The following is a 23,720-nucleotide window of genomic DNA, read 5'->3' on the forward strand; positions in this document are numbered from 1 at the left end:
TGGTTGCTTGATCAATGGCAAGCCAAGATCAACGATGTCCCGTTAGTCTTGTGCGCAGGATGCCTATTTCAACTGATTACCCGTTATATAACTCTGAAGGGAGTGGACGCATGAACCGTCACGTCGATCACCAAGTTTTGTTGGATGCAATTTCTACCATGCCGATACAGCCGATCAGCAAGGATGTGCTTCGAGAAAAATATCTCAAGCCAGGAGAGGACAACGTCAGTCAACTCTTTGACCGAGTGGCCCGCGCGTTGGCCAGCGTAGAACCGGTGGAACTCCGTGCCGAATTTGAAGTCTTATTCCGTCAAAATCTAGAAGCAGGGGCCATTGGTGCTGGCCGGATCATGAGTGCGGCCGGTACAGGAATTCAAGCCACACTGATTAACTGTTTTGTACAGCCAGTGGGCGATTGCATCCAAGGCGTGGACGGCGGCGGCTATCCCGGAATTTATGAAGCACTGCGAGAGGCGGCAGAGACCATGCGGCGTGGCGGGGGTGTGGGGTATGACTTTTCTCGCATCCGACCCCGTGGGGCGTGCGTCAAGGGAACGGCGTCAACGGCATCTGGGCCGTGCAGCTATATCAATGTTTTTGACCACTCATGCGCCACTGTAGAGAGTGCGGGCGCGAGGCGCGGCGCGCAAATGGGTGTGCTGCGCATTGACCACCCAGATGTGATGGAGTTCATCACGGCCAAGCGGACGCCGGGTCGTTGGAACAACTTCAACGTGTCCGTCGCGGTGAGCGATACCTTCATGGACGCCGTGCTGCATGACGGCCCTTGGGACTTGGTGCACATTGCAGACCCCGGCGCAGAGTTGTGCCAACACGGCGCACATCAACGTGAAGATGGGATGTGGGTCTACCAGACCTTAAGAGCGACTGAGCTTTGGGACACGATCATGTGCTCGGCCTACGACTTTGCGGAGCCTGGCATCTTGTTTCTTGATCAGATCAACCGAGATAACAACCTGCGAGCGATTGAGTCCATCAGCGCCACCAATCCTTGTGGTGAGCAACCGTTGCCGCCCTACGGTTGTTGCGACCTCGGCCCCGTCATTCTGCCGCGGTTTGTTCGACGTCCATTCGGACACGGCGGCAAAGCAGAATTTGACTTTGAAGCTTTTGCAAATAGCGTGGCCTTGCAAGTGCGGGCTTTGGACAATGTCTTGGACCTGACCCACTGGCCCTTGCCGCAACAACAGCAAGAGGCGCAGGACAAGCGCCGCATCGGCGTGGGTTTTACTGGCTTGGGTGATGCGTTGGTGATGTTGGGCTTGCGCTACAACGCCGATGAAGGGCGTGACATGGCGCGACGTATCGCTGAGTGCATGCGCGATGCGGCCTACATAGCGTCTGTGGCCTTGGCGCGGGAGAAGGGTGCCTTCGCCTTGTTTGATGCGCCAACTTATTTGGCCAAAGGGACATTTGCGAGTCGATTGCCCGATGCGTTGAAAGCCAGTATCCGCAAGCATGGTATTCGCAACAGCCACTTGTTGTCGATTGCCCCCACCGGCTCCGTGAGTTTGGCTTTCGCCGACAACGCATCGAATGGGATTGAGCCAGCGTTTTCATGGATGTACACACGAAAAAAACGTGAAGCCGATGGCTCGCGCACGGAATACGAGGTGCAGGATCATGCTTGGCGCTTGTACTGTGCGCTGGGCGGTGATACGGATAACTTACCGGCACAGTTCGTCGGTGCGCTGGAGATGACTGCCCATGAACACATCGCCATGATGGAAGCGGTTCAACCTTTTGTAGACACTGCGATTTCTAAGACGGTGAATGTGCCGGCCAATTACCTCTATGAAGATTTCAAGGACTTGTATCTGCAAGCTTGGCGCGCTGGGCTCAAAGGATTAGCCACGTATCGACCCAATGCCATCTTAGGTTCTGTGCTTGAACTCACGCCAGCGCCAGAAGCTAGCAAGCCCGTTGCATCTGTTGATGCCCTGGGCGCCGATCCGATGCGCACCGTGATCGAAAGCCGTCCCAAAGGGGCGTTGAGTGCGGTGGCTGAGAAAATCGAGTATTGGACCCATGAGGGGCACAAGACGCTGTATCTCATCGTGTCCTTTCTACCGGTCAAGCGGGCAGACGGCCATGGCACCGTGGACCGCGCGATTGAGTTTTTTATGCCTGTGGGTCAGAGCGGTGAATCGCAACAGTGGATCACAGCAAGCATGCGCCTTTTGTCTCTTGCCGCACGTGGTGGTTTTCTAGAGCGCGCGTTGAGTGACATGTGCAAGGTGGCATGGGACAGAGGGCCGGTACGTCATGGACACAAAACGCGTGAAGATGGCGCCCGTATTCCGCTTTGGCACGACTCTGAAGTGGCCGCCATTGCCTTCGCCGTACAGAACATTTTGGCGCTGAGAGTGTCCCACCCTGAAATGTCCACGTTGCCTGCGGCACTGGGCGAAGTTGGGGCGACCTCGTCGACCGTGTTTGCGTCAGAGGCACCCCAAACCGTCATGAAAGGTAAAAAGTGTTCCGATTGTGGTGCGCACGCAGTGATTCGAAAGGATGGCTGTGACTATTGCACGCAGTGTGGCTACTTGGGTTCGTGTGGTTAAAAACGGGTCACAGCATAAAATTCATTAAGAATGAATATTTGAGGGGTCATCCTCAAGAACTAGGACTATTGAACGATGCGACTTACCCAATGGACCGACTACAGTCTTCGTGTGCTGATGTTCTGCGCACAAAGCGAATCGCGGCAAACCGCCGCAACCATTCAGGAGATCGCAGAGCAACATGACATATCAAAAAGTCATCTGACCAAAATTGTGATGACGCTTGCGGCGGATGGCTATTTAATCACCAGTCGGGGGCGAGGCGGTGGCCTTCGATTGGGGCGGCCTGCGTCAGAGATCGTGATTGGCGAAGTTGTTCGAAAAACAGAGAGTGATTTTTCGATCGTTGAGTGCATTCAAGATGGGGTAAGTCACTGTGCATTGATGCCCAGTTGTCGTTTGAAAAATGTTCTCGCAGATGCTTTGAAAGTTTTTTTTGAAAAACTGGACAGCGTGACCCTGGCAGATTTGATGGCCGATGCACAGGATCCACCAGCGGTGATTCGCACCGTGGGATTTTCATTAAGCAAAAAAAAGGGCGCTTCGGTTAAAACTGCATGAAAAACACCGCATCACTGTCAACCAAACTCGTGCGTATAGGCACGGGCTTGTTGGTGATTGCCTTGATCTCCATCGGGCTTACGCTGTGGGTGACTTGGAAGCTGGGCGGGGGCGCAGCAGCGCTGAACGAAGCAGGGCGCATGCGCATGCAAACTTGGCGGCTGACCAGTGCTGTGCAAGCTCAATTGCCAGAACAAGAGATTCAGTTACTGACCGGTGAATTTGACCAAAGCATGGCGGTGCTCAAAAACGGTGATGCCGCTCGGCCGTTGTTTGTTCCGTGGGATAGCGTTGTGCATGCGCGTTACGCAGAAGTAGCGCATCTGTGGTCCGATCAAAAGATGCGCTTTACCGTGCATCCGCCCTTGGAACACCAACGCTTGGTCGAACATTCTGTCAATTTTTTGAATGCGATTGATCGCTTTGTGTTGTCGATCGAAAGTCAGATGTCAAGCTTGACCGCGATTTTGAATTTGTTTCAGATTGTGATGATGGCGTTGGCGATTGCTGGGGCGGTTGTCATGCTCTACACGGGTTATTTGTACGTCATCAACCCTTTGAGCCATTTGCGTGATGGCTTGCGAAAGCTTGAATCTGCACAATTTTCAGTGCGACTGGATGTGGTTTCCAACGACGAATTTGGACAAGTCACCTCTGGCTTTAACCGCATGGCTGCCACTTTGCAATCCTTGTATGGCAACCTCGAAGCCCAAGTGATCGCCAAAACCCAACGCATCGCGGCGCAGAAAGAACGGCTGGAAGGGCTGTATGGGGTCAGTGCTTTTCTTGCACAAACCAACGACCTCAGTGAATTAACACAAGGCTTTGCGCAGCGCGTGCGACGATTGATGAAGGCGGATGCGATTGCTCTGCGCTGGTCGGATGAAGATGCTTCTAAATTTTTCCTCTTAGCTTCTGATCAATTCCCTCAGGTTATGCAAGAGGAAGAGAAATGTTTGAGGGCCGGCGCCTGTGCCTGTGGCAATCCAAAACTAGACGCCCGTACCCGGGTGATCCCGATCACCAACAGTGACATCGCACCCTTTCAACACTGCGCCCGCATCGGTTATGAAAGTTTGATCTCTGTGCCTGTGCGCATGCACCACAAGGTGTTGGGTGAAATCAATTTGTTCTATAAAAGCCAGGTCAGTTTGGCGGCAGAGGAGTTCGAGTTGATGGACACGCTGGCCAGTCACTTGGCCACGGCTGTCGAAGGGATGCGCGCGGTGGCCTTGGACCGCGAGGCCGCGATTGCAGGTGAGCGGTCATTGCTGGCAAGGGAGTTGCATGACTCGATTGCACAGTCCTTGGCATTTTTGAAGATTCAGGCTCAATTGCTCCGTTCCGCTATTTCGAAAAACAACAGTGACAAAACAGATTTTGCGTTGAACGAACTCGACAGTGGCTTAAAGGAAAGCATTGCGGATGTGCGGGAGTTGCTCTTGCATTTCCGCACGCGTACCCAAGCCGATGACATCGACCGCGCCGTTCAGGAGACCTTGCAAAAATTTCATCACCAAACCGGTCTTCAGGTGAGCCGTACGGTGTCTGGAGACGGGCTACCACTGCCACAAGATGTACAGATTCATGTGTTGCATGTGTTGCAAGAAGCCTTGTCGAACGTCCGTAAGCATGCCAACGCTCAAGCCGTTGTGATTGAAATTCACAAAGGTGATCCATGGCGTTTTGTGGTGCGAGACGATGGCATTGGATTTGATGAACGTAACAACCGGTCTGAACTCCAGGTGGGTTTAAAAATCATGCGTGAACGTGCCGAGCAGATTGGCGCCAAAGTGGATGTTGTTTCTGAAGTCGACCAAGGCACCACCGTGACGCTGCGTGTGCCAGCCGCCAAGCCTTCAAAATTAAAAGAGGGACAGACAGCGTCGCTGTCGTGATGTTTATGTCTGAACCCATCCAACTGCTCGTGGTCGATGACCATCCTTTGTTTCGCAGAGGCTTGATCGCATTGCTGTCGCAAGATGATCGTTTTGAAATCGTCGGAGAGGCGGGTGATGTGGGCGAGGCTTTGCGGGTGCTTGCTAAGACGCAACCGGACTTGCTGTTGCTTGACAACCATTTGCCAGGCGTCAAAGGGGTGGACGCCATTGCATCACTCAAATCGGATCGCCCCAATCTACGTATTTTGATGCTCACCGTGAGTGAAGACGAGGAAGATCTGTCCAAGGCTTTGCAAAGTGGTGCCGACGGCTATTTGCTCAAAACATCTGAATCCGACCAATTGTGTGATGCGCTTGTCAAAGTACACGAGGGACATTCGGTCATCAGCCCCTCGATGCTGAATAAATTGGTATCAACGATGCGCCATCCGGCGAATCCAACGGCGGATGCTGTCGGAATCATGTCTTTCAGCAAGGCCGCAGCAATTCAGTCGCTCGACAAACTTTCTCCACGCGAGAAAGATATCTTTTTGTTGATCGCAAAAAGTCTCAGTAACAAACAGATCGCCCGCGATTTAGACATCGCAGAGACCACGGTCAAGATTCATATCCAACACATTTTCAAGAAGCTGGACCTGACATCTCGCGTACAAATCGCAGTCTTCGCAGCGACGCATGGCTTGAGTTGATCTAGATCAATTTCGATACTCCTAAAGGAGGATGAGGGCTTGGCCTTCATCCTCCTTTTGCTTTGCGTGACGTGGTCTTCAGGTGGATACCCAAAACTGCACCAAACAACCACACTGCATGCACGAGTTTGGAGAGTAGTTATGACAAATGAATTGATTCAACAACGCAAAGCATGGTCGGTGCTGATTGTGAGCACCTTGGCTTTTACCGTCTGTTTCATGGTGTGGATGATGTTCGGCGTGATCGGCATCCCGATTAAAAAAATGCTGGACCTCAATGCCACCCAATTCGGCTTGTTAATGGCGATGCCTGTGCTGACCGGTTCGCTGGTGCGGGTGCCATTGGGTATCTGGACCGACCGTTATGGTGGTCGTATCGTCATGGCCTTGTTGATGTCGGCCACAGTCCCTGCGATTTGGTTGATGTCCTACGCTACGGCGTATTGGCAGTTTCTTGTGATTGGGTTGTTTGTCGGATTAGCCGGCGGTTCTTTCTCTGTGGGAACACCGTATGTGGCGCGTTGGTTCCCTAAGAAGCAGCAAGGCATGGCCATGGGTGTGTATGGCGCCGGCAACTCTGGATCCGCTGTTAATAAATTTATTGCTCCCGTCATTCTGGTTGCTTTTGGTTGGACGATGGTTCCGCAGGTGTATGCCGCCATCATGGCTGGTACGGTGGTAGTGTTCTGGTCATTTAGCTACAGCGCACCATCGCATTTGGTGACGAGTCGTGAGTCTTTCAGAGACCAACTCAAAACGCTCAAAGACCCTGTTGTACTCAAGTACTGCCAGTACTACAGCATTGTGTTTGGTGGGTATGTGGCGTTGGCTTTGTGGATGGTGCAGTACTACATCGGCGAATACGGTTTAGACATTCGCGTGGCGGCGTTATTGGCTGCGTGCTTCTCTCTCCCTGGTGGTGTGCTGCGAGCGATGGGGGGTGTGCTCAGCGATAAGTATGGTGCGCACGCTGTGACTTGGTGGGTGCTCTGGGTTAGCTGGATCTGTTTGTTCTTGCTGTCGTATCCACAAACCGAATTCACTATTGCCACCGTCACAGGACCACAGACGTTCGTACTTGGCCTGAACGTCTACATGTTCACCGCGATCATGTTCATTCTCGGAATTGCCTTTGCCTTTGGCAAGGCCAGTGTTTTCAAGTACATCGCCGATGACTATCCACACAACATTGGTGCCATCAGCGGCATCGTGGGCCTGGCCGGTGGTTTGGGTGGCTTCATCCTTCCAATTTTGTTTGGTGCGTTGGTTGATTTGACAGGCATTCGCAGCAGCGCCTTCATGTTGATGTATGGCGTGGTCTGGGTGTCACTCATCTGGATGTATTGGACGGAAGTTCGCAAAACTAGCGTCATGGGTCGTCCCCATCCAGAGTCTGCGTTTCAGGCTTGAGTCTTCATTTATCAAGGATGGACATGAACACAAAACAAAACATCAACGCCGTTCAGGGCACAGATATCAGTGATTGGCGTCCCGAAGACGAGACGTTTTGGGAGAGCACCGGCAAGCGCATTGCTTACCGCAATCTTTGGATTTCGGTGCCTGCGCTCTTGTGCGGATTCGCCATCTGGGGCATGTGGGGCATCATCACGGTGCAGATGCTTAACTTGGGTTTCCCTTTCACGCAGGCTGAGCTATTCAGCCTCACGGCGATTGCAGGTTTGGCAGGTGCCACCATGCGCATTCCAGCGTCGTTCGTGATCCGTCTGTCTGGTGGCCGCAATACTATTTTCTTGACTACTGCCATGTTGTTGGCGCCTGCGTTGGGAACGGGCATGGCCTTGCAGCACCCCGAGTGGCCGTTGTGGGTCTTCCAGCTCATGGCACTTTGGTCTGGCGTCGGTGGTGGCAACTTTGCCAGCTCCATGTCCAACATCGGTACCTTCTTCCCTAAGCGTTTGCAGGGCACGGCACTGGGATTGAACGCCGGCTTGGGCAACTTTGGCGTGACCACCATGCAGATCGTTATTCCGCTGGTCATGACGGTGAGCTTGTTCGGCAGCTTGGGTGGTGAGCCCATGACCTTGGTGAAAGACAGTGGTTGGATCTTGGGCAAGATTGTGGCTGGCACGCCGACTTGGGTGCAAAACGCAGGGTTTGCTTGGGTCTTGACATTGGTTCCGTTGTCGGTGGCTTGCTATTTCGGCATGAACAACCTGACCACGGTGTCGCCCAACATCGGTGGCACCATTCCTGCCTTCTTAAAAATTATCTGGCTCTATACCTTGTCGTTTGTCCCCGCTGGTGTCGGTCTGTATTTGTACCTGCCTGCCCCTAGTGGTTTGGGCATCCTCAACATGTGGCTGGCGATGCCGCTCATCATCGCGAGCACGTTGATGGTGATGAAGCTCACGGCCTTTGGCACGATGAAGGACAACATCGCTGCACAGTTTGCTATTTTTAAGAACAAACACACGTGGTCTATGACGGTGCTCTACATCGTGACCTTTGGTAGTTTCATTGGGTTCTCGATGGCATTGCCTCTTTCCATCACCGTGATTTTCGGCATCAGCCATGTGCCTGATGCCAGCGGCGTGCTGCAGCACACCCTGAAAAACCCCAACGCCCCCTCCGCGCTGACGTATGCCTGGATTGGCCCTTTTGTAGGCGCCTTGGTCAGACCTATTGGTGGTTGGTTGTCAGACAAAACGGGTGGTTCCATCGTCACGCAGATCATCTCGGCCGTGATGGTGGTGGCCTCTGCCAGCGTGGGCTATGTGATGTGGTTGGCCTACCAGTCGGCATCGCCTGAGCAGTACTTTCTGACCTTTATGTTGTTGTTCGTGTTGCTGTTCACGGCCAGTGGCATTGGTAACGGCTCGACGTTTCGCACCATCGCTGTGATCTTTGACCGCCAACAAGCCGGCCCTGTGCTGGGCTGGACATCGGCCATCGCTGCCTATGGCGCCTTCATCGCGCCGGTGGTGATTGGTCAGCAGATCAAAGCGGGCACGCCTGAAGTCGCGATGTACGGCTTCGCTATTTTTTATACGCTGTGCCTTGTCCTGAATTGGTGGTTCTACCTGCGTGCAGGTGCCGAAATTCGTAACCCTTGAAGCTGTTTGAAAAGGGGTCGTTCATGACCCCAATGTATTGGAGAAACCTATGAGTCATTTTCTGGATCGATTGAATTATTTTTCAAACCCCAAGGAAGCTTTTTCTGGTGGACACGGCGTGACCACTGGCGAAGACCGCACATGGGAGGACGCCTACCGTGACCGTTGGGCACATGACAAAATTGTGCGTAGCACCCACGGCGTGAACTGCACCGGTTCGTGTTCGTGGAAGATCTATGTCAAGGGCGGCATCGTCACTTGGGAAACCCAACAGACCGATTACCCACGCACACGCCCAGACCTACCCAATCATGAGCCTCGCGGCTGTGCCCGAGGCGCATCGTATTCTTGGTATTTGTACAGCGCTAACCGCGTTAAGTACCCCATGATCCGTGCCCGCTTACTCAAGCATTGGCGTGCCGCTTTGGCCGTGGCTAAGAGCCCGGTTGATGCGTGGACCAGCATTGTTGAAAACCCCAACGCTCGCCTTGAATGGCAAGAGCAGCGTGGCTTGGGCGGCTTTGTGCGCAGCACGTGGGAAGAGGTCAACCAGATCATCGCGAGCGCCAACGTCTACACCATCAAACAATATGGCGCGGACCGCATCATCGGTTTTTCACCGATCCCAGCTATGTCCATGATCAGCTATGCCGCAGGTAGCCGTTACCTGTCTTTGATCGGTGGCGTTTGCATGAGCTTTTATGATTGGTATTGCGATTTGCCGCCCTCCAGCCCCCAAGTTTGGGGCGAGCAAACCGACGTGCCTGAATCGGCAGATTGGTACAACTCCACTTTCATCATTGCGTGGGGCTCCAACGTGCCGCAAACGCGCACGCCCGATGCTCACTTCTTCACCGAGGTGCGCTACAAAGGTGCCAAGACGGTCGCTATCACTCCCGACTATGCCGAGATCAGCAAATTGGCCGATCTGTGGATGCATCCCAAGCAAGGCACCGACGCTGCCATCGCTATGGCGATGGGCCACGTGATTCTCAAAGAGTTCTACTTTGACAAGCGCAGTGCTTATTTTGACGACTACGTGCGTCGCTACACCGACATGCCCAACCTGGTGCAACTCGAAGAGCGCACGCTGCCAGATGGTCGCAAGGTCACGGTGCCAGGTCGCTATTTGCGAGCCAGTGATTTCAACGGAAAACTCGGACAAGACAATAACCCCGAGTGGAAAACGGTCGCACTCGATCAGGCCGACCGCATGGTTTTGCCGAACGGTTCAATCGGTTTCCGCTGGGGCGCCGAAGGCCGCAGTGATGCAGGTAAATGGAACCTCGAGGACAAAGAGGCGCGCGGTGGCAATGAAGTCAAGCTCAAACTGAGCTTGATGGAAGGTGAGGGCGCTGACTACGAAGTGGGCGAGGTCGCTTTCCCGTATTTCGGCGGCATCGATACCCCCAACTTCAGCGCCAACAAACAAGCCAGCGCGGTAGACGATGTGCTGGTACGCAAGGTGCCCGTGCGTCGCATCAAACTGGGCAAGGCCGGTGAAGAGCGCTATGCCTTGGTCGCCACGGTGTTCGACTTAACGGCGGCCAACTACGGCGTGGGCCGTGGTCTGCCTGGCGAAGATGCAGCTGCCAGCTACGACGACGATACCCCTTACACACCTGCATGGCAGGAAAAAATCACTGGCGTGAAACGCGATCAAGTGATCGCTGTCGCACGCCAGTTTGCCGACAACGCGGACAAGACACGCGGCAAGTCCATGGTCATCATCGGCGCGGCCATGAACCATTGGTACCACAGTGACATGAACTACCGCGGCATCATCAACATGCTGATGATGTGCGGCTGTATCGGTCAAAGTGGTGGCGGTTGGGCGCACTACGTGGGTCAGGAAAAATTGCGTCCTCAAACTGGCTGGACCGCTTTGGCGTTCGCCTTGGATTGGGTGCGTCCACCCCGCCAAATGAACAGCACCAGCTTCTTCTACGCGCACACCGACCAGTGGCGTTATGAACGACTTGGCGTGGAGGAGATTTTGTCGCCCTTGGCAGACAAAACCAAGTTCGGCGGCAGCATGATCGACTACAACGTGCGTGCTGAACGCATGGGCTGGTTGCCCAGTGCACCGCAACTGCAAACCAACCCGATGCAGGTGGTCAAGGATGCCCAAGCCCAAGGCATGGACCCCAAAGAGTACGCAGTCAAATCGCTCAAAGACGGCAGTCTCAAGATGAGCTGCGAAGACCCAGACCACCCCTTGAACTGGCCGCGCAACATGTTTGTGTGGCGTTCCAATATTTTGGGTTCGTCTGGCAAAGGCCATGAGTATTTCCTCAAGCATCTGCTCGGCACCTCACACGGTGTGCAGGGCAAAGACTTGGGCGCTGAAGAGGCTAAACCCACCGAAGTGATTTGGCACGACAAAGCGCCTGAAGGCAAACTCGACTTGCTGGTCACGTTGGACTTCCGCATGAGCACCACCTGTTTGTATTCAGACATCGTGTTGCCCACCGCCACGTGGTACGAAAAGAACGACCTCAACACCAGCGACATGCACCCCTTCATCCACCCCTTGTCGACAGCGGTGGATCCAGCGTGGCAAAGCAAGAGCGATTGGGAGATCTACAAAGGGTTTGCCAAATCTTTCAGCGAAGTGTGCGTCGGTCATTTGGGTGTCGAAAAAGAGCTGCTGCTTACCCCTCTCATGCACGACACGCCTGCCGAATTGGCGCAAGCGTTTGATGTGCAAGAGTGGAGCAAGGGCGATTGCGATCTGATCCCCGGCGTGACGGCGCCACAGATCAATGTCGTCGAACGCGACTACCCCAACACCTACAAGCGCTTCACCGCATTGGGGTCACTGCTGGAGAAGCATGGCAACGGTGGCAAGGGCATTGGTTGGAACACGGACGACGAAGTGCATCAGCTGGGTGAACTCAATGGCAAGGTTCGCGCCGCTGGCGTGACACAGGGTATGCCAAAGATCGAAACCGACATCGATGCCTGTGAGGTGGTGTTGCAACTCGCGCCTGAGACCAATGGCCATGTCGCCGTGAAGGCTTGGGAGGCGTTGGGCAAGATCACAGGGCGTGACCACACGCATTTGGCCTTGCACCGCGAGGACGAAAAAATTCGTTTCCGCGATATCCAAGCGCAGCCGCGCAAGATCATCAGCTCGCCGACTTGGTCGGGACTTGAGAGCGAAAAGGTGTCGTACAACGCGGGTTATACCAACGTGCACGAATACATCCCATGGCGCACGCTGACGGGTCGTCAACAGTTTTATCTTGACCATCCTTGGATGTTGGCCTTTGGTGAAGGCATGACCACCTACCGTCCACCGGTGGACTTGAAAACTGTGGACGAGATGCTCAATCGCCGTCCCAACGGCAACAAGGAAATCTCACTCAACTTCATCACACCGCACCAGAAGTGGGGCATCCACAGCACCTACAGCGACAACCTGCACATGCTGACGCTGAACCGCGGTGGGCCTGTGATTTGGCTGAGTGAAGATGATGCGAAGAGCGCAGGCATCGTCGACAACGACTGGGTGGAATTGTTTAACAGCAACGGTGCGATTGCCGCCCGTGCTGTGGTGAGTCAACGTGTCAATCGTGGCATGGTGATGATGTACCACGCTCAGGAAAAAACGATCAACACCCCGGGCTCGGAAATCACCGGCATCCGGGGCGGTATTCACAACTCAGTGACGCGCATCGTGACCAAGCCAACCCACATGATTGGTGGCTACGCCCAGTTCAGTTACGGCTTCAACTACTACGGAACCATTGGCACCAACCGCGACGAATTTGTCGTGGTTCGCAAGATGCTCAAGGTCGATTGGTTAGATGACGAAGCGCCTGCAACGGTTCAGGCTTGAAGGAGATACATATGAAAATACGCGCACAAATTGCCATGGTCCTGAACCTGGACAAATGCATCGGTTGCCACACCTGTTCGGTCACGTGTAAAAACGTGTGGACCAGCCGTCCCGGCGTGGAATACGCTTGGTTCAACAACGTCGAGACCAAGCCCGGCATTGGCTACCCCAAAGAGTGGGAAAACCAAGACAAATGGAATGGTGGCTGGACCCGTAAGGCCGATGGTTCGATCGAACCCAAGCAGGGTGGCAAGTGGAAGCTGTTGATGCGCATTTTTGCGAATCCAAACATGCCTCAGATCGACGACTACTACGAACCGTTCACTTATGACTACGAGCACCTGCAAAGTGCACCCGAGTCCAGGGCCACCCCCACGGCACGTCCACGCAGCTTGATCACAGGTCAACGCATGCAGAAGATCGAATGGGGTCCTAACTGGGAAGAGATTCTGGGCGGCGAATTTAGCAAGCGTAGCAAAGACGCCAACCTCGCCAACTTCGACCAAGTCCAAAAAGAGATGGTCGGCCAGTTTGAAAACACCTTCATGATGTATTTGCCACGCCTGTGCGAACACTGTTTGAACCCGACCTGTGTGGCCTCGTGCCCGTCAGGATCGATCTACAAGCGTGAAGACGACGGCATCGTTTTGATCGACCAAGACAAGTGTCGCGGTTGGCGCATGTGCGTGAGCGGCTGCCCTTACAAGAAGATTTATTACAACTGGCAAAGTGGCAAAGCAGAGAAGTGCATCTTCTGCTTTCCACGCATCGAAGCGGGTCAACCCACGGTGTGTTCAGAGACTTGCGTGGGGCGTATCCGCTACCTCGGTGTGGTGCTGTATGACGCAGACCGCATCGCTGAAGCCGCTAGCACGGAGAACGAAAAGGACTTGTACCAAGCCCAGCTCGACATCTTCCTCAACCCGCATGATCCCAAGGTGATTGAGCAAGCACGCTTAGACGGCATCCCCGAGTCTTGGCTCGAAGGTGCGCGCAACAGCCCGGTCTACAAAATGGCGATTGATTGGAAAGTCGCGTTGCCACTGCACCCCGAATATCGGACGCTCCCGATGGTTTGGTACGTGCCACCGTTGTCACCCATCACGGCGGCGGCCAATGCCGGCCATGTCGGCATGAACGGCGAGTTGCCTGATGTGTCGCAAATGCGCATCCCCGTCCAGTACTTGGCGAATTTGCTGACAGCTGGCGACATTGCCCCCGTCACCCGTGCCCTCGAACGCATGTTGGCCATGCGCGCCTACCAGCGCGGCAAACATGTGGATGGTGTCGAGAACTATGCCGTGTTGGAGCAAACCGGGTTGACCGTCGCTCAAGTCGAAGAGATGTACCAAATCATGGCCATCGCGAATTACGAAGATCGCTTTGTGATCCCAAGCTCGCACCGTGAATATGCAGAAAACGCCTTTGATGTGCGTGGTGGCTGCGGCTTCTCGTTTGGCAATGGTTGCTCTGATGGGCAGTCCGATGCCAGTTTGTTTGGCGGTGACAAACGCCGCACGATTCCGATTCAACCTGTCGTCTAAATCGAGGTTCCCCATGAAACCCATTCGTTATTCCCTACGCGTGTTGTCGCAGTTGCTGTCGTATCCGGACGCTGAGTTGCGCCAGCAACTCCCCCTGCTGTTGCCGGTGCTCGAAGAAGAGAGCGCGCTTGGCTTGGCCCGTCGCACCGAACTGCAAGCCTTGGTCACGCACCTGTTGCGTCTCGACACATTGGATGCCGAGTCGCGCTACGTCGAGACCTTCGACCGTGGCCGTGCGACTTGTCTGCACTTGTTTGAACATGTGCACGGCGACTCTCGCGACCGTGGTCCGGCCATGATCGATCTCACCAAAACGTATGAGCAATCGGGCTTGCTCCTTGCCCCAGAAGAGTTGCCTGACCATTTGTGCGTGGTGTTGGAGTTCGCTTCAACCCAAACGCCTGAGGTGGCCAAAGCATTCTTGGGTGAAATGGCGCATATCTTGAACGCCATCTTCAGTGCCTTGCTCAAACGTGAAAGCCCCTACGCCGTGGTGGTGGCTGCCGTGCTCGAGCTGGCAGGTCACAAAGCCCAAGCCGTTGCGATAGCCGCGGAAGAGTCACTCGACGACAGCTGGAGCGAGCCCGAAGCCTTTGATGGCTGTAGCACGCGTGGCCAGGCCCGTCCGGGTGATGTCCAACCCATTCATTTCTTGAAAAAGGCATCCAGCCACACGCCGGGAGTTTCAGTATGAGCTACTTTGACCATTTCATTTTTGGCCTCTACCCGTACATTGCACTGAGTGTGTTTTTGCTCGGAAGTCTGATCCGTTTCGACCGCGATCAGTACACATGGAAGAGTGATTCTTCTCAACTCCTGCGCAGCGGTCAGTTGCGTTGGGGTAGCAACTTGTTCCATGTTGGCGTGTTGTTTTTGTTAGGCGGACACAGCGTGGGCATGCTCACGCCCCACTTCATGTATGAACACTTCGTGACTGCTGGCGACAAGCAACTGTTGGCCATGGTTTCTGGCGGTGTGTTTGGCGTGATGGGTTTCATCGGGGTAACGGTGCTGTTGCACCGCCGATTATTTGATGTGCGCATCCGTGTGAACAGCAAGCCGAGCGATATTGTGTTGTTGGTGTTGCTGTGGGTCCAGTTCGCTTTGGGCTTGGCCACGATCCCGCTGTCTGCACAGCATCTGGATGGCGGCATGATGCTCAAGCTCGCTGAATGGGCGCAACGCATCGTCACCTTCCGAGGTGGTGCGGTGGAGTTGTTGTCTGAAGCCAGTTGGATCTTCAAGGCGCACATGTTCTTGGGCATGAGCATCTTCTTCATCTTCCCGTTCACGCGGCTGGTGCACGTCTGGAGTGGCTTTGGTACCTTAGCCTATGTTGTGCGTCCGTACCAGTTGGTGCGCAGCCGTCGTATGGGCATGACGCCCCGCGTGCCATTCAGCCGTCGTTGAAATTTCGCACCCCACACATTCAGGACTCCACCATGACGATCCATACTTCCCATGAGAACCAGAGCAACACGTCAGAGGGCTGCGGCAGTGGCTCTTGCGGTTGTCAGAGCGTTGATGCTGCCGCGATCGCGATCGCCAGCATCAATGGCATTGCTTTGCAAGCGCCCGGCGAAAGCGTGGATCACGAAACCTTACGTGAGCGGGCCTATTCCGAATTGTTGCGTCAAGAGGCGGTCAGGCTCGGGCATTTGCCACCGTACACGGGCTTGATGGCGCCGACGTTGTTGGCTCAACAGCAAGACATCGTGGACCGTATGCTTGAGACCGAAGTCGTCTCGCCGCAACCCACACAAGAAGAAGCCAAACGGTATTACGAGGCACATCAGGCCCAGTTCACCGTGGGTCAGGAACGCTTGGTACGCCACATTTTGTTTGCCGTCACACCAGGTGTGAATGTGCAAGCGTTGGCACAACGCGCAGAGTCTGCCTTGCTTGAGTTATCGCACAAAGACGTGGCCCCTGAGCGCTTTGCCCAGTTGGCTGGCGAGTTGTCAAATTGCCCGACGGGCGCGCAAGGCGGCGCTCTCGGTTGGCTGACCCCTAACGACTGTGCGCCAGAGTTCGCCAAAGAACTGTTCTACCTGCAAGAGTCCAGCCAAGGGACCGGTCTGCGCCCCCGCTTGGTGCACACACGGTTTGGTTTCCATCTTGTCGATGTGCTCGATGTGAACCTAGGGCATCTGCCAGACTTTGAAACCCTGAAGGCGCAAATTGCATCCCGTTTGCAATGGCAGTCCCGCGCCACCGCGCTGGGGCAATACATGCGTCGCTTGGTGGGCTTGGCGCATGTCACAGGGATTGAGCTGGATGGGGACGCCTCGTCCTTGGTGCAATGATGCCACCCGCGCCGCCGGAGTCTTCTGATGAGCTGCTGCATCGCTTGCAGCGTTTTCACGCGGACTATTTCCCGTTGCACCAACAACGGTTTCAGGACTTGGTGGCGCAAGGACAGCATCCCAAAACTTTGTTCATCGGCTGCTCTGATTCCCGGCTGGTGCCCTATCTGCTGACAGGGGCAGGGCCTGGTGAGTTGTTCATCGTGCGCAATGTCGGTGCATTGGTCCCGCCCTATGACGGCTCGCATGGTCTACACGGCACCATGGCAGGGATTGAGTTTGCTGTCCTCATGCTGCACGTGAAAAGTATCATTGTGTGCGGCCACAGCCACTGTGGCGCCATACGCACAGCCTACGAGGGTGCCCCCGAAGAAGCCAAAGCATTGCAAAACTGGTTGCGCTTGGTGGATGAAGCCTTGTTACCTGTGCAACCTTGCCCTGAGGCGCTCTTGCGCACAGAGCAACGGTCGGTGGTGTTGCAGCTGGAGCGGCTGATGGACTACCCGATGGTCAGGCGCGAGGTCGAGGCAGGGAGCTTGAAGCTGCACGGTTGGCACTATGTGATTGAAGAGGGTGAGGTCCATGTGTTCGACGTACAGCGCGGCGACTTTGTGCCCGCATCGCGTTCGACTCACAGCGGAACGGGTCCTTTTACGCCTCATGTGGAGCATTTGAATGAGTGATGTCGAGAAAGAGAATCAGCTGCTCATGGTGAGCCAAGTGATGGCCACGCGACAAACCATCTTGCCAAAACGGCTCATCGAGCCAGGGCCGAGTGCTGTAGAAATAGAAAAATTGTTTTTGGCCGCGTCGACGGCACCAGACCACGACCTCATCAATCCTTGGCGATTCTTGGTTATCCCTGCGCACAAAAGAGAAGACTTGGGTGAGCTGTTCGTGCAAGCGCTCAGTGAGCGCGATCCAAGCGCGACCGATGAACAACTTGAACAAGCCCGCGACAAGGCGCGACGCTCGCCCTTGCTGATGGTGTTGATCGTGGATGCGGCTAAAGGCGACCCAGAGATTGACATGCATGAGCGTGTGTTGAGTGCCGGGTGCGCGGTGCAAAACTTCATGCTGCTGGCCAACGCCATGGGCTACGGCACGGGCCTGACGAGCGGTAAGGCGCTCAAGGCCCAATCGTTCCGATCGGGTTTGCAGCTGAAACGCTCTGAGCATGCGATTTGTTTTTTAAATGTCGGAACCGTGAGCTCGCGCAAGCCTTTCAAGCCACGGCCGGAGGTTCAGCAATTCGTTCAAGTTTGGAGAGATTGACCATGGTTCATTCAGTTGCGGTGGGGGGGGGGCTACCTGGGCATCGATCCCCCAGCGTTGGTTTTGAAGCACCGTTTGAGATGCTCAGCGCTTGCCACGAACGTGTGGAACGCATGTTGGCTTTGCTCGTCAAACTCCGACACCATTTGTCAGAAAACGGCTGGGACACCCACGCATCTAAGGCGGCCACCGACGTCATTCGTTATTTTGATATCGCGGCTCCGCATCACCACTTGGACGAGGAGATGCATGTGTTCCCGGCCGTCCTAGCGCTGCATGACACTACGCTAGATGCTTTGGTGCTTCGACTCAAGCAAGACCATATTGAAATGGAAAAGAGCTGGATCGTTGTGAAGCAATTGCTGGTGTCGGTGGTGAATGCTGATGTCAACTCTTGGGTCGCGTTCAACGATGCCGATAACGGCGCACTAGACTCCTTTGCTGCGGCCTACAACGAACACATCAACCAAGAAGAGTGGGATGTTTATCCCGCGGCCAAGCTTGCGTCTAGCAACGATCAATTAGATGCCATGTCGCATGAAATGATGCGCAGGCGAGGGCATTCTTCAGTCGCTTCCAACCATGGAATCGTCCCATCGCGACTGGGTAAACACAGCTCGCAGATTCGCTGAGGTGCTTGCGCGGTTTCATGCATTGGATATTGTTCGCGCTGAAGGACTGAAAGCTGCCATAGCAGAGCTTCAAGAAGCCTTAGATGAGCGACTTCGGACGTGGGTGTTGAATTGCTCCAATAGTGAGCCACCCCGGGTCAGATTTGGATGCAACTCAACAAGCCAGGGGACCTGCGACGCTCGCAAAATTGGATTGGTGGGACGCGTCCCGGCAACGCTGTTTTTGTTCCACCTCCTGCTTCGAGAGTTCCAGGGCTACTCAGTGACTTGGAAAAATTTATCCATGATCACTCGGTCGGCGGCCCTGCCGTGCAGGGCGAAGAGGGGACATTGCCTGTATTGGTCGTGATTGCATTGGTGCACGCACAGTTCGAAACGATTCACCCATTCTTGGATGGAAACGGACGAATTGGACGGCTGTTGATTTCTGCGTTGTTCGAGGACATGGGCGTATTGCCTGAACCGCTGATGTACGTGAGTGGCTACTTAAAACAGCATCAGATGGAGTACTACCGACTGCTGTCCGGTGTTCGCAACGACGGGGACTGGGAGTCGTGGATTGCGTTTTTCCTTGAAGGTGTGTGCGTTGCTGCAACCGATGCGGAGAAAAGCATTGTTCAGATTGCCAGTTTGGTAACGGCTGACCGTCGCAAGTTGCTTGATTCGCCCAAAGTCAATGCGGCAGCGTATAGGCTGTTTGAGTTGTTGCCGATGATGCCAAGATTTACGGTCGAGAGGGTTCGCAAGGTACTGGAAACAACTTTTCCGACAGCCAACGCGGCGGTCAAAACTCTGGAAGAGTTGGGACTCATTGGTGAGACAACGGGGAATAAAAAGAACCGGAGTTTCAGCTACTCGGCCTATATCACCTTGTTGTCTCAGTGAGTTTCGCGCCGCAGGGGAGCCTAGAAGTCGTATGGCACTGGGTTGGTACAAAAAAATGTGGACGCGGGTTCAAATCCAAACCGCTCATTCACGCTCTAGTACCACCCAGCATGATTGAGTGTGAATAGAAAGTTGCAAAGTCGTCAACCATCCACCACCATACACAAGGGCTCGGAAAATCTCCGAGCCCTTTTTCTTTGCTTCAAAGCCCTGTATTTGAAACTACAAGTTGTGCAAGGGAAGTGCAGTTTTGTAGCGCACCTGCTTGAGCGCAAAACTGGATCGAATCTTTTCAACCTGCGCGATCGGTGAGAGCTGTTCAAGGATGAAGCTCTCTAAGGCGGGCATGTCAGGAACTGCCACGCGCAAGAGGTAATCCTCATCCCCGGTCATCAAGTAGCACTCCATCACCTCATCGCGCAAGGTGATGCGCTCTTCAAACTCTTGAAGTGCCTGGCGACTTTGTTGCTTGAGGCTGATCGAGATAAACACGTTCAGATGCAGCCCTAAATGCTTGGCTTCAAGCAAGGCGACGTATTGCCGGATCAGGCCGCGTTCCTCCAACGCCCGCACACGGGCTAAGCAAGGCGACGGCGATAAATGAACCCGACGGGCAAGCTCGACGTTGGACAGACTTGAATCGGCCTGAAGCTCTTCAAGAATCTTTAAATCGGTGGCGTCAAAGTTTTTTGTGCTTTGATTCATTGCTTATTCAAAATTAAATGCCATATAAATTCGAATAATGCATGAATTCAACATCAACTGCCATGGCGTATTCCCTACAGTCTTCGCACGAGGAGACATTTGGAATGAACGACATGACCGAGCCACACCATTTCACACCATCAGCAGACATAGACAGCGATCCATCAGAAACCCAAGAGTGGCGTGATGCGTTGTTGTCACTTGCCACAAACGAGGGGCCTGTTCGCGTTCGACACATTCTTGATGAGTTGGTTCGCTTTGCCCGTACGAAAGGCATCGGTTGGCAGCCTGAGTTGAACACGCCCTACATCAACACCATCGGTGTAGATGCACAACCGACGTTTCCGGGCGATCTGGCTGTGGAAGAGCGTCTTGCTTCGCTCATGCGTTGGAACGCGCTGGCGATGGTGGTGCGTGCCAACCAAGCCTATGGTGAACTCGGTGGCCACATCGCCAGCTACGCGAGTGCCGCTGATTTGTTTGAGATGGGATTCAACCATTTCTTTCATGCACGCAATGAAACGCACCGCGGCGATTTGGTGTTTTTCCAACCCCACAGCGCACCCGGTGTGTATGCCCGTGCATTTCTTGAAGGCCGTTTGAGCGAAGCTGACTTGCTGCATTACCGCCAAGAAATCACAGCACCTGCCAGCGGTGCGCGCGGTCTGTCCAGCTACCCGCATCCATGGTTGATGCCCGACTTTTGGCAGTTCCCCACCGGCTCGATGGGCATTGGTCCGATCAGCTCGATCTATCACGCACGCTTCATGCGCTATCTCACACATCGTGAATTGCTGGACTGTGACACCCGCAAAGTCTGGGGCGTGTTTGGCGATGGCGAGATGGATGAACCGGAGAGCATGAGCGCGCTCACGCTTGCCGCCCGCGAAAAACTCGACAACTTGGTGTGGGTGGTCAACTGCAACCTGCAACGTTTAGACGGCCCTGTGCGCGGCAACGGCCGCATCATCGACGAGTTGGAAAAACTCTTTGCAGGTGCGGGCTGGAACGTCATCAAGTTGGTGTGGGGCAGCGACTGGGATGGTTTGTTTGCGCGCGACACGACAGGCGCCTTGGCGCGTGCATTTGCACAAACCGTGGACGGTCAAATGCAAACTTTCGCGGCCAAGGACGGCCGCTTCAACCGCGACAACTTCTTTGGCCAGAACGAGGAACTCGCTCGCTTGGTAGAGGGCATGACAGATGAACAAATCGATAACCTCAAACGAGGCGGTCACGACTTGGTCAAGATTCACGCGGCTTACGCAGCGGCTGCGGCCCATACAGGTCAGCCGACCGTGATCTTGGCGCAGACCAAGAAAGGCTATGGCATGGGTTCTGCGGGGCAAGGCAAGATGACCACCCACAGCCAAAAGAAATTTGATGAGACCGACTTGATCGAGTTCCGCAACCGATTCAACCTGCCTCTGAGCGACGAACAAGCGAAGGGTCTGGCGTTTTTCAAACCCGCAGAAGACAGCGCGGAGATGCGTTACCTGCGTGAACACCGAAGCGCATTGGGCGGGGCCATGCCCAAACGCGAAACCGCTTGCGATGTGGTGCCTGTCCCCGCAATAGACAGCTACGCGCAGTTCGCCCTCAAGGCGGATGGCAAGGAGATGAGCACCACCATGGCGTTTGTTCGCATGCTTGGCACGTTACTGAAAGACCCCACATTAGGCCCACGCATCGTGCCCATCGTCGCTGACGAAGCGCGCACTTTTGGTATGGCCAATTTGTTCAAACAAGTTGGTATTTACAGCAGCGTCGGTCAGCGCTATGCGCCTGAAGACATCGGCTCTGTGCTCTCTTACCGCGAAGCCTTAGAAGGACAAATTTTGGAAGAAGGCATCAGCGAAGCCGGTGCAATTGCCAGTTGGACGGCAGCAGCCACCAGCTACAGCGTGCACGGCATGGCCATGCTGCCGTTTTACATTTATTACTCCATGTTCGGCTTCCAACGCGTGGGTGATGCGATATGGGCAGCTGCCGATCAGCGCGCCAGAGGCTTCTTGTTGGGTGCAACTTCAGGCCGCACCACCTTGGCGGGCGAGGGCCTGCAACACCAAGATGGCAGCAGTCACTTGGTAGCTGCCACCATCCCCAACTGCAAGGCCTATGACCCAGCCTTTGCAGGTGAACTGGCGGTGATCGTTGACGCGGGCATGCGTGAGATGTTGGTGGAGCAGCAAGACGTTTTCTATTACGTCACGCTCATGAACGAAAACTATGCCAACCCCGATTTGCCAGAAGGCGCAGCCGAGGGGGTATTACGCGGCGGCTACCACTTTGGCAGCTATGGACCTAAGGCGGGGCAACGTGTGACCTTGCTGGGCTCGGGCGCCATCTTCACTGAAGTGGTGCTGGCCGCGCAGCAACTTGCTGAGCGAGGCATCGGGGTGGATGTTTACAGCATCACCAGTTGGAGCGAGTTGGCCCGAGATGGCATGGCGCACGAGAGCGATGGCGATACGCCTTACTTGGCCCAACTTCTCAGCCACAGTTCAGGCCCAATCGTGGCTGCGACCGACTACGTGCGAGCAGTGCCTGAGAGTGTTCGCGCTTATGTGCCTGCAGGACGCACGTACCGTACTTTAGGCACAGATGGTTTTGGGCGTAGTGACACGCGCGCGGTGCTGCGTTCGTTTTTTAATGTGGATGCTGAAAGCATCCTGGCTCGCGCATTGGCTGAGTTAGATGCGAGTGTCTGAGCCCTTTTGACAACGATTAAGCCAATTCGCTCATCCAATAATCCGAGCCGCGTGCGAACGCTTGTTCAGTTAAAAAATCACAGCATGCTCTGATGCGCGCTAGGTTGTGGGTGTCAGGGTGTGTGATGAGCCAGTACGCACGTGTCAGATGAATCTCCGTCGGCAAAACACGTGTCAGCACAGGTGACTGTCGTGCCATGAAGTGAGGCAAAACACCCAGTCCAGCACCGCCCTCAATCGCCGTCAATTGGCTGATGACGTTGGAGATGTGTAGCTTTGGTTGGATGTTGCGGTCCACCATGGGTAAGTAATCCAGCTCCGAAGTCCACATCAGATCCTCGACATACCCGATCCAACCGTGTGCGAGCAGATCTTGTCGCGTGGTAATCGGTGCGTGCGACGCCAAGTAGTTGCGGCTGGCGTAAACGCCCAATCCAAAGTCAATGAGTTTGCGTGCATAGACGCGACCTTGGTTGGGTCTAGCCATGCTGATGGCAATATCGGCTTCGCGCTTGGACAGGCTAAATGACCGTGGGTTGGCCACCAGTTCAATGTTCAGGTCTGGATGTTTGTGGCTCAGATGTGCAAGCTGCGGGGCGAGGAAATAGGTACCAAATCCCTCGGGCGTCCCCATCCTCACGTTGCCTGTTAATTTCGATGTGTCCGCGTGTAGTCGTGCACCCATGCGAACCGTCAGAGACTCGATTTCTTCCGCATCACCCAGCAATGCTTCGCCCTCTGGTGTCAGGGCAAATCCCTCCGGTCGTCGCTCAAACAGCTTGACGTGCATCGCGTCTTCGAGTGCGCTGATGCGACGACTCAGTGTCGAGTGGTCAACCCCCATGCGGCGTGCGGCAACGGTGAGTCGACCCGCACGCGCCATGGCGAGAAAGGATTGCAAGTTGTTCCAGTCAAAGTTGCTCATGTGAATTTGTGCACAGACAGGTTGAGAGAATACATATTCTCGTGCAAAAAAATGTGATGTATCTTCGCGCTCAGTTGTTCAAA

General features: G+C 54.7%; 18 protein-coding genes. 16 read left to right on the top strand and 2 right to left on the bottom strand.

From position 1 onward, the window contains the following. Positions 1-110: 110 nt before the first annotated feature. The 15 genes from C5F52_RS24850 to C5F52_RS24920 all read left to right on the top strand — a co-directional run bounded on the left by C5F52_RS24850 (position 111) and on the right by C5F52_RS24920 (position 19,296). On the top strand, positions 111-2,585 hold the full coding sequence (locus C5F52_RS24850) for an adenosylcobalamin-dependent ribonucleoside-diphosphate reductase (RefSeq protein WP_104801062.1): 2,475 nt from the start codon (positions 111-113) through the stop codon (positions 2,583-2,585). 75 nt (positions 2,586-2,660) lie between these two features. Further along, positions 2,661-3,146 (top strand): Rrf2 family transcriptional regulator, encoded by a 486-nt coding sequence (locus C5F52_RS24855; protein WP_104801063.1) that lies wholly within the window; start codon positions 2,661-2,663, stop codon positions 3,144-3,146. Then, a complete protein-coding gene (locus C5F52_RS24860; RefSeq protein WP_104801064.1) occupies positions 3,143-5,044 on the top strand; it encodes a type IV pili methyl-accepting chemotaxis transducer N-terminal domain-containing protein in 1,902 nt (633 codons plus the stop codon). The genes C5F52_RS24855 and C5F52_RS24860 overlap by 4 nt, the downstream gene beginning before the upstream one ends. After that, complete coding sequence (locus C5F52_RS24865) at positions 5,044-5,736, top strand: response regulator (protein ID WP_104801065.1); 693 nt, start codon at positions 5,044-5,046, stop codon at positions 5,734-5,736. The genes C5F52_RS24860 and C5F52_RS24865 overlap by 1 nt, the downstream gene beginning before the upstream one ends. A gap of 141 nt (positions 5,737-5,877) precedes the next feature. Then, on the top strand, positions 5,878-7,146 hold the full coding sequence (locus tag C5F52_RS24870; RefSeq protein WP_104801066.1) for a nitrate/nitrite transporter: 1,269 nt from the start codon (positions 5,878-5,880) through the stop codon (positions 7,144-7,146). 23 nt (positions 7,147-7,169) lie between these two features. Then, complete coding sequence (locus C5F52_RS24875) at positions 7,170-8,810, top strand: MFS transporter (RefSeq protein WP_104801198.1); 1,641 nt, start codon at positions 7,170-7,172, stop codon at positions 8,808-8,810. A 49-nt stretch (positions 8,811-8,859) separates the two neighbouring features. Further along, positions 8,860-12,654, top strand: coding sequence for a nitrate reductase subunit alpha (locus C5F52_RS24880; RefSeq protein WP_104801067.1), 3,795 nt, complete (start codon positions 8,860-8,862; stop codon positions 12,652-12,654). Positions 12,655-12,665: 11 nt separating this feature from the next. Next, positions 12,666-14,198 (top strand): nitrate reductase subunit beta, encoded by a 1,533-nt coding sequence (gene narH / locus C5F52_RS24885; protein ID WP_104801068.1) that lies wholly within the window; start codon positions 12,666-12,668, stop codon positions 14,196-14,198. A 13-nt stretch (positions 14,199-14,211) separates the two neighbouring features. Next, positions 14,212-14,892 (top strand): nitrate reductase molybdenum cofactor assembly chaperone, encoded by a 681-nt coding sequence (gene narJ, locus C5F52_RS24890; RefSeq protein WP_104801069.1) that lies wholly within the window; start codon positions 14,212-14,214, stop codon positions 14,890-14,892. After that, positions 14,889-15,608: a respiratory nitrate reductase subunit gamma gene (narI, locus tag C5F52_RS24895; protein WP_104801070.1), complete on the top strand. Its 720-nt coding sequence runs from the start codon at positions 14,889-14,891 to the stop codon at positions 15,606-15,608. The genes narJ and narI overlap by 4 nt, the downstream gene beginning before the upstream one ends. Before the next feature lie 32 nt (positions 15,609-15,640). Beyond that, a complete protein-coding gene (locus C5F52_RS24900; protein ID WP_104801071.1) occupies positions 15,641-16,504 on the top strand; it encodes a peptidylprolyl isomerase in 864 nt (287 codons plus the stop codon). After that, the gene (locus tag C5F52_RS24905) at positions 16,504-17,187 is read left to right on the top strand and encodes a carbonic anhydrase (protein ID WP_104801199.1); all 684 of its coding nucleotides are present in this window, start codon (positions 16,504-16,506) and stop codon (positions 17,185-17,187) included. The genes C5F52_RS24900 and C5F52_RS24905 overlap by 1 nt, the downstream gene beginning before the upstream one ends. Then, entirely contained in the window at positions 17,180-17,779 is a 600-nt protein-coding gene (locus C5F52_RS24910) for a nitroreductase (RefSeq protein WP_104801072.1), read from the top strand. Before C5F52_RS24905 ends, C5F52_RS24910 begins: the two co-directional genes overlap by 8 nt. Positions 17,780-17,859: 80 nt before the next feature. After that, a complete protein-coding gene (locus tag C5F52_RS24915) occupies positions 17,860-18,411 on the top strand; it encodes a hemerythrin domain-containing protein (RefSeq protein WP_255416398.1) in 552 nt (183 codons plus the stop codon). A gap of 147 nt (positions 18,412-18,558) precedes the next feature. Next, a complete protein-coding gene (locus tag C5F52_RS24920) occupies positions 18,559-19,296 on the top strand; it encodes a Fic family protein (protein WP_104801074.1) in 738 nt (245 codons plus the stop codon). Between the two features lie 222 nt (positions 19,297-19,518). Here C5F52_RS24920 and C5F52_RS24925 read toward each other — a convergent pair whose 3' ends face one another. Then, the gene (locus C5F52_RS24925) at positions 19,519-20,001 is read right to left on the bottom strand and encodes an Lrp/AsnC family transcriptional regulator (RefSeq protein WP_104801075.1); all 483 of its coding nucleotides are present in this window, start codon (positions 19,999-20,001) and stop codon (positions 19,519-19,521) included. A 104-nt stretch (positions 20,002-20,105) separates the two neighbouring features. On the opposite strand from C5F52_RS24925, the gene mdeB reads away from it, so the two are divergent. Continuing rightward, the gene (gene mdeB, locus C5F52_RS24930; protein WP_104801076.1) at positions 20,106-22,712 is read left to right on the top strand and encodes an alpha-ketoglutarate dehydrogenase; all 2,607 of its coding nucleotides are present in this window, start codon (positions 20,106-20,108) and stop codon (positions 22,710-22,712) included. Positions 22,713-22,728: 16 nt separating this feature from the next. On the opposite strand, the gene C5F52_RS24935 is transcribed toward mdeB, so the two are convergent. Beyond that, a complete protein-coding gene (locus tag C5F52_RS24935; protein ID WP_104801077.1) occupies positions 22,729-23,637 on the bottom strand; it encodes a LysR family transcriptional regulator in 909 nt (302 codons plus the stop codon). Positions 23,638-23,720 lie beyond the last annotated feature (83 nt).

Source organism: Limnohabitans sp. TS-CS-82 (assembly GCF_002943475.1).

Bases quoted from the DNA above. Each gene is read 5' to 3' on its own strand.
- C5F52_RS24850 (WP_104801062.1), top strand. From the start codon at position 111: ATGAACCGTCACGTCGATCACCAAGTTTTGTTGGATGCAATTTCTACC.
- C5F52_RS24855 (WP_104801063.1), top strand. From the start codon at position 2,661: ATGCGACTTACCCAATGGACCGACTACAGTCTTCGTGTGCTGATGTTC.
- C5F52_RS24860 (WP_104801064.1), top strand. From the start codon at position 3,143: ATGAAAAACACCGCATCACTGTCAACCAAACTCGTGCGTATAGGCACG.
- C5F52_RS24865 (WP_104801065.1), top strand. From the start codon at position 5,044: ATGTTTATGTCTGAACCCATCCAACTGCTCGTGGTCGATGACCATCCT.
- C5F52_RS24870 (WP_104801066.1), top strand. From the start codon at position 5,878: ATGACAAATGAATTGATTCAACAACGCAAAGCATGGTCGGTGCTGATT.
- C5F52_RS24875 (WP_104801198.1), top strand. From the start codon at position 7,170: ATGAACACAAAACAAAACATCAACGCCGTTCAGGGCACAGATATCAGT.
- C5F52_RS24880 (WP_104801067.1), top strand. From the start codon at position 8,860: ATGAGTCATTTTCTGGATCGATTGAATTATTTTTCAAACCCCAAGGAA.
- narH (WP_104801068.1), top strand. From the start codon at position 12,666: ATGAAAATACGCGCACAAATTGCCATGGTCCTGAACCTGGACAAATGC.
- narJ (WP_104801069.1), top strand. From the start codon at position 14,212: ATGAAACCCATTCGTTATTCCCTACGCGTGTTGTCGCAGTTGCTGTCG.
- narI (WP_104801070.1), top strand. From the start codon at position 14,889: ATGAGCTACTTTGACCATTTCATTTTTGGCCTCTACCCGTACATTGCA.
- C5F52_RS24900 (WP_104801071.1), top strand. From the start codon at position 15,641: ATGACGATCCATACTTCCCATGAGAACCAGAGCAACACGTCAGAGGGC.
- C5F52_RS24905 (WP_104801199.1), top strand. From the start codon at position 16,504: ATGCCACCCGCGCCGCCGGAGTCTTCTGATGAGCTGCTGCATCGCTTG.
- C5F52_RS24910 (WP_104801072.1), top strand. From the start codon at position 17,180: ATGAGTGATGTCGAGAAAGAGAATCAGCTGCTCATGGTGAGCCAAGTG.
- C5F52_RS24915 (WP_255416398.1), top strand. From the start codon at position 17,860: ATGCTCAGCGCTTGCCACGAACGTGTGGAACGCATGTTGGCTTTGCTC.
- C5F52_RS24920 (WP_104801074.1), top strand. From the start codon at position 18,559: ATGCAACTCAACAAGCCAGGGGACCTGCGACGCTCGCAAAATTGGATT.
- C5F52_RS24925 (WP_104801075.1), bottom strand. From the start codon at position 20,001: ATGAATCAAAGCACAAAAAACTTTGACGCCACCGATTTAAAGATTCTT.
- mdeB (WP_104801076.1), top strand. From the start codon at position 20,106: ATGAACGACATGACCGAGCCACACCATTTCACACCATCAGCAGACATA.
- C5F52_RS24935 (WP_104801077.1), bottom strand. From the start codon at position 23,637: ATGAGCAACTTTGACTGGAACAACTTGCAATCCTTTCTCGCCATGGCG.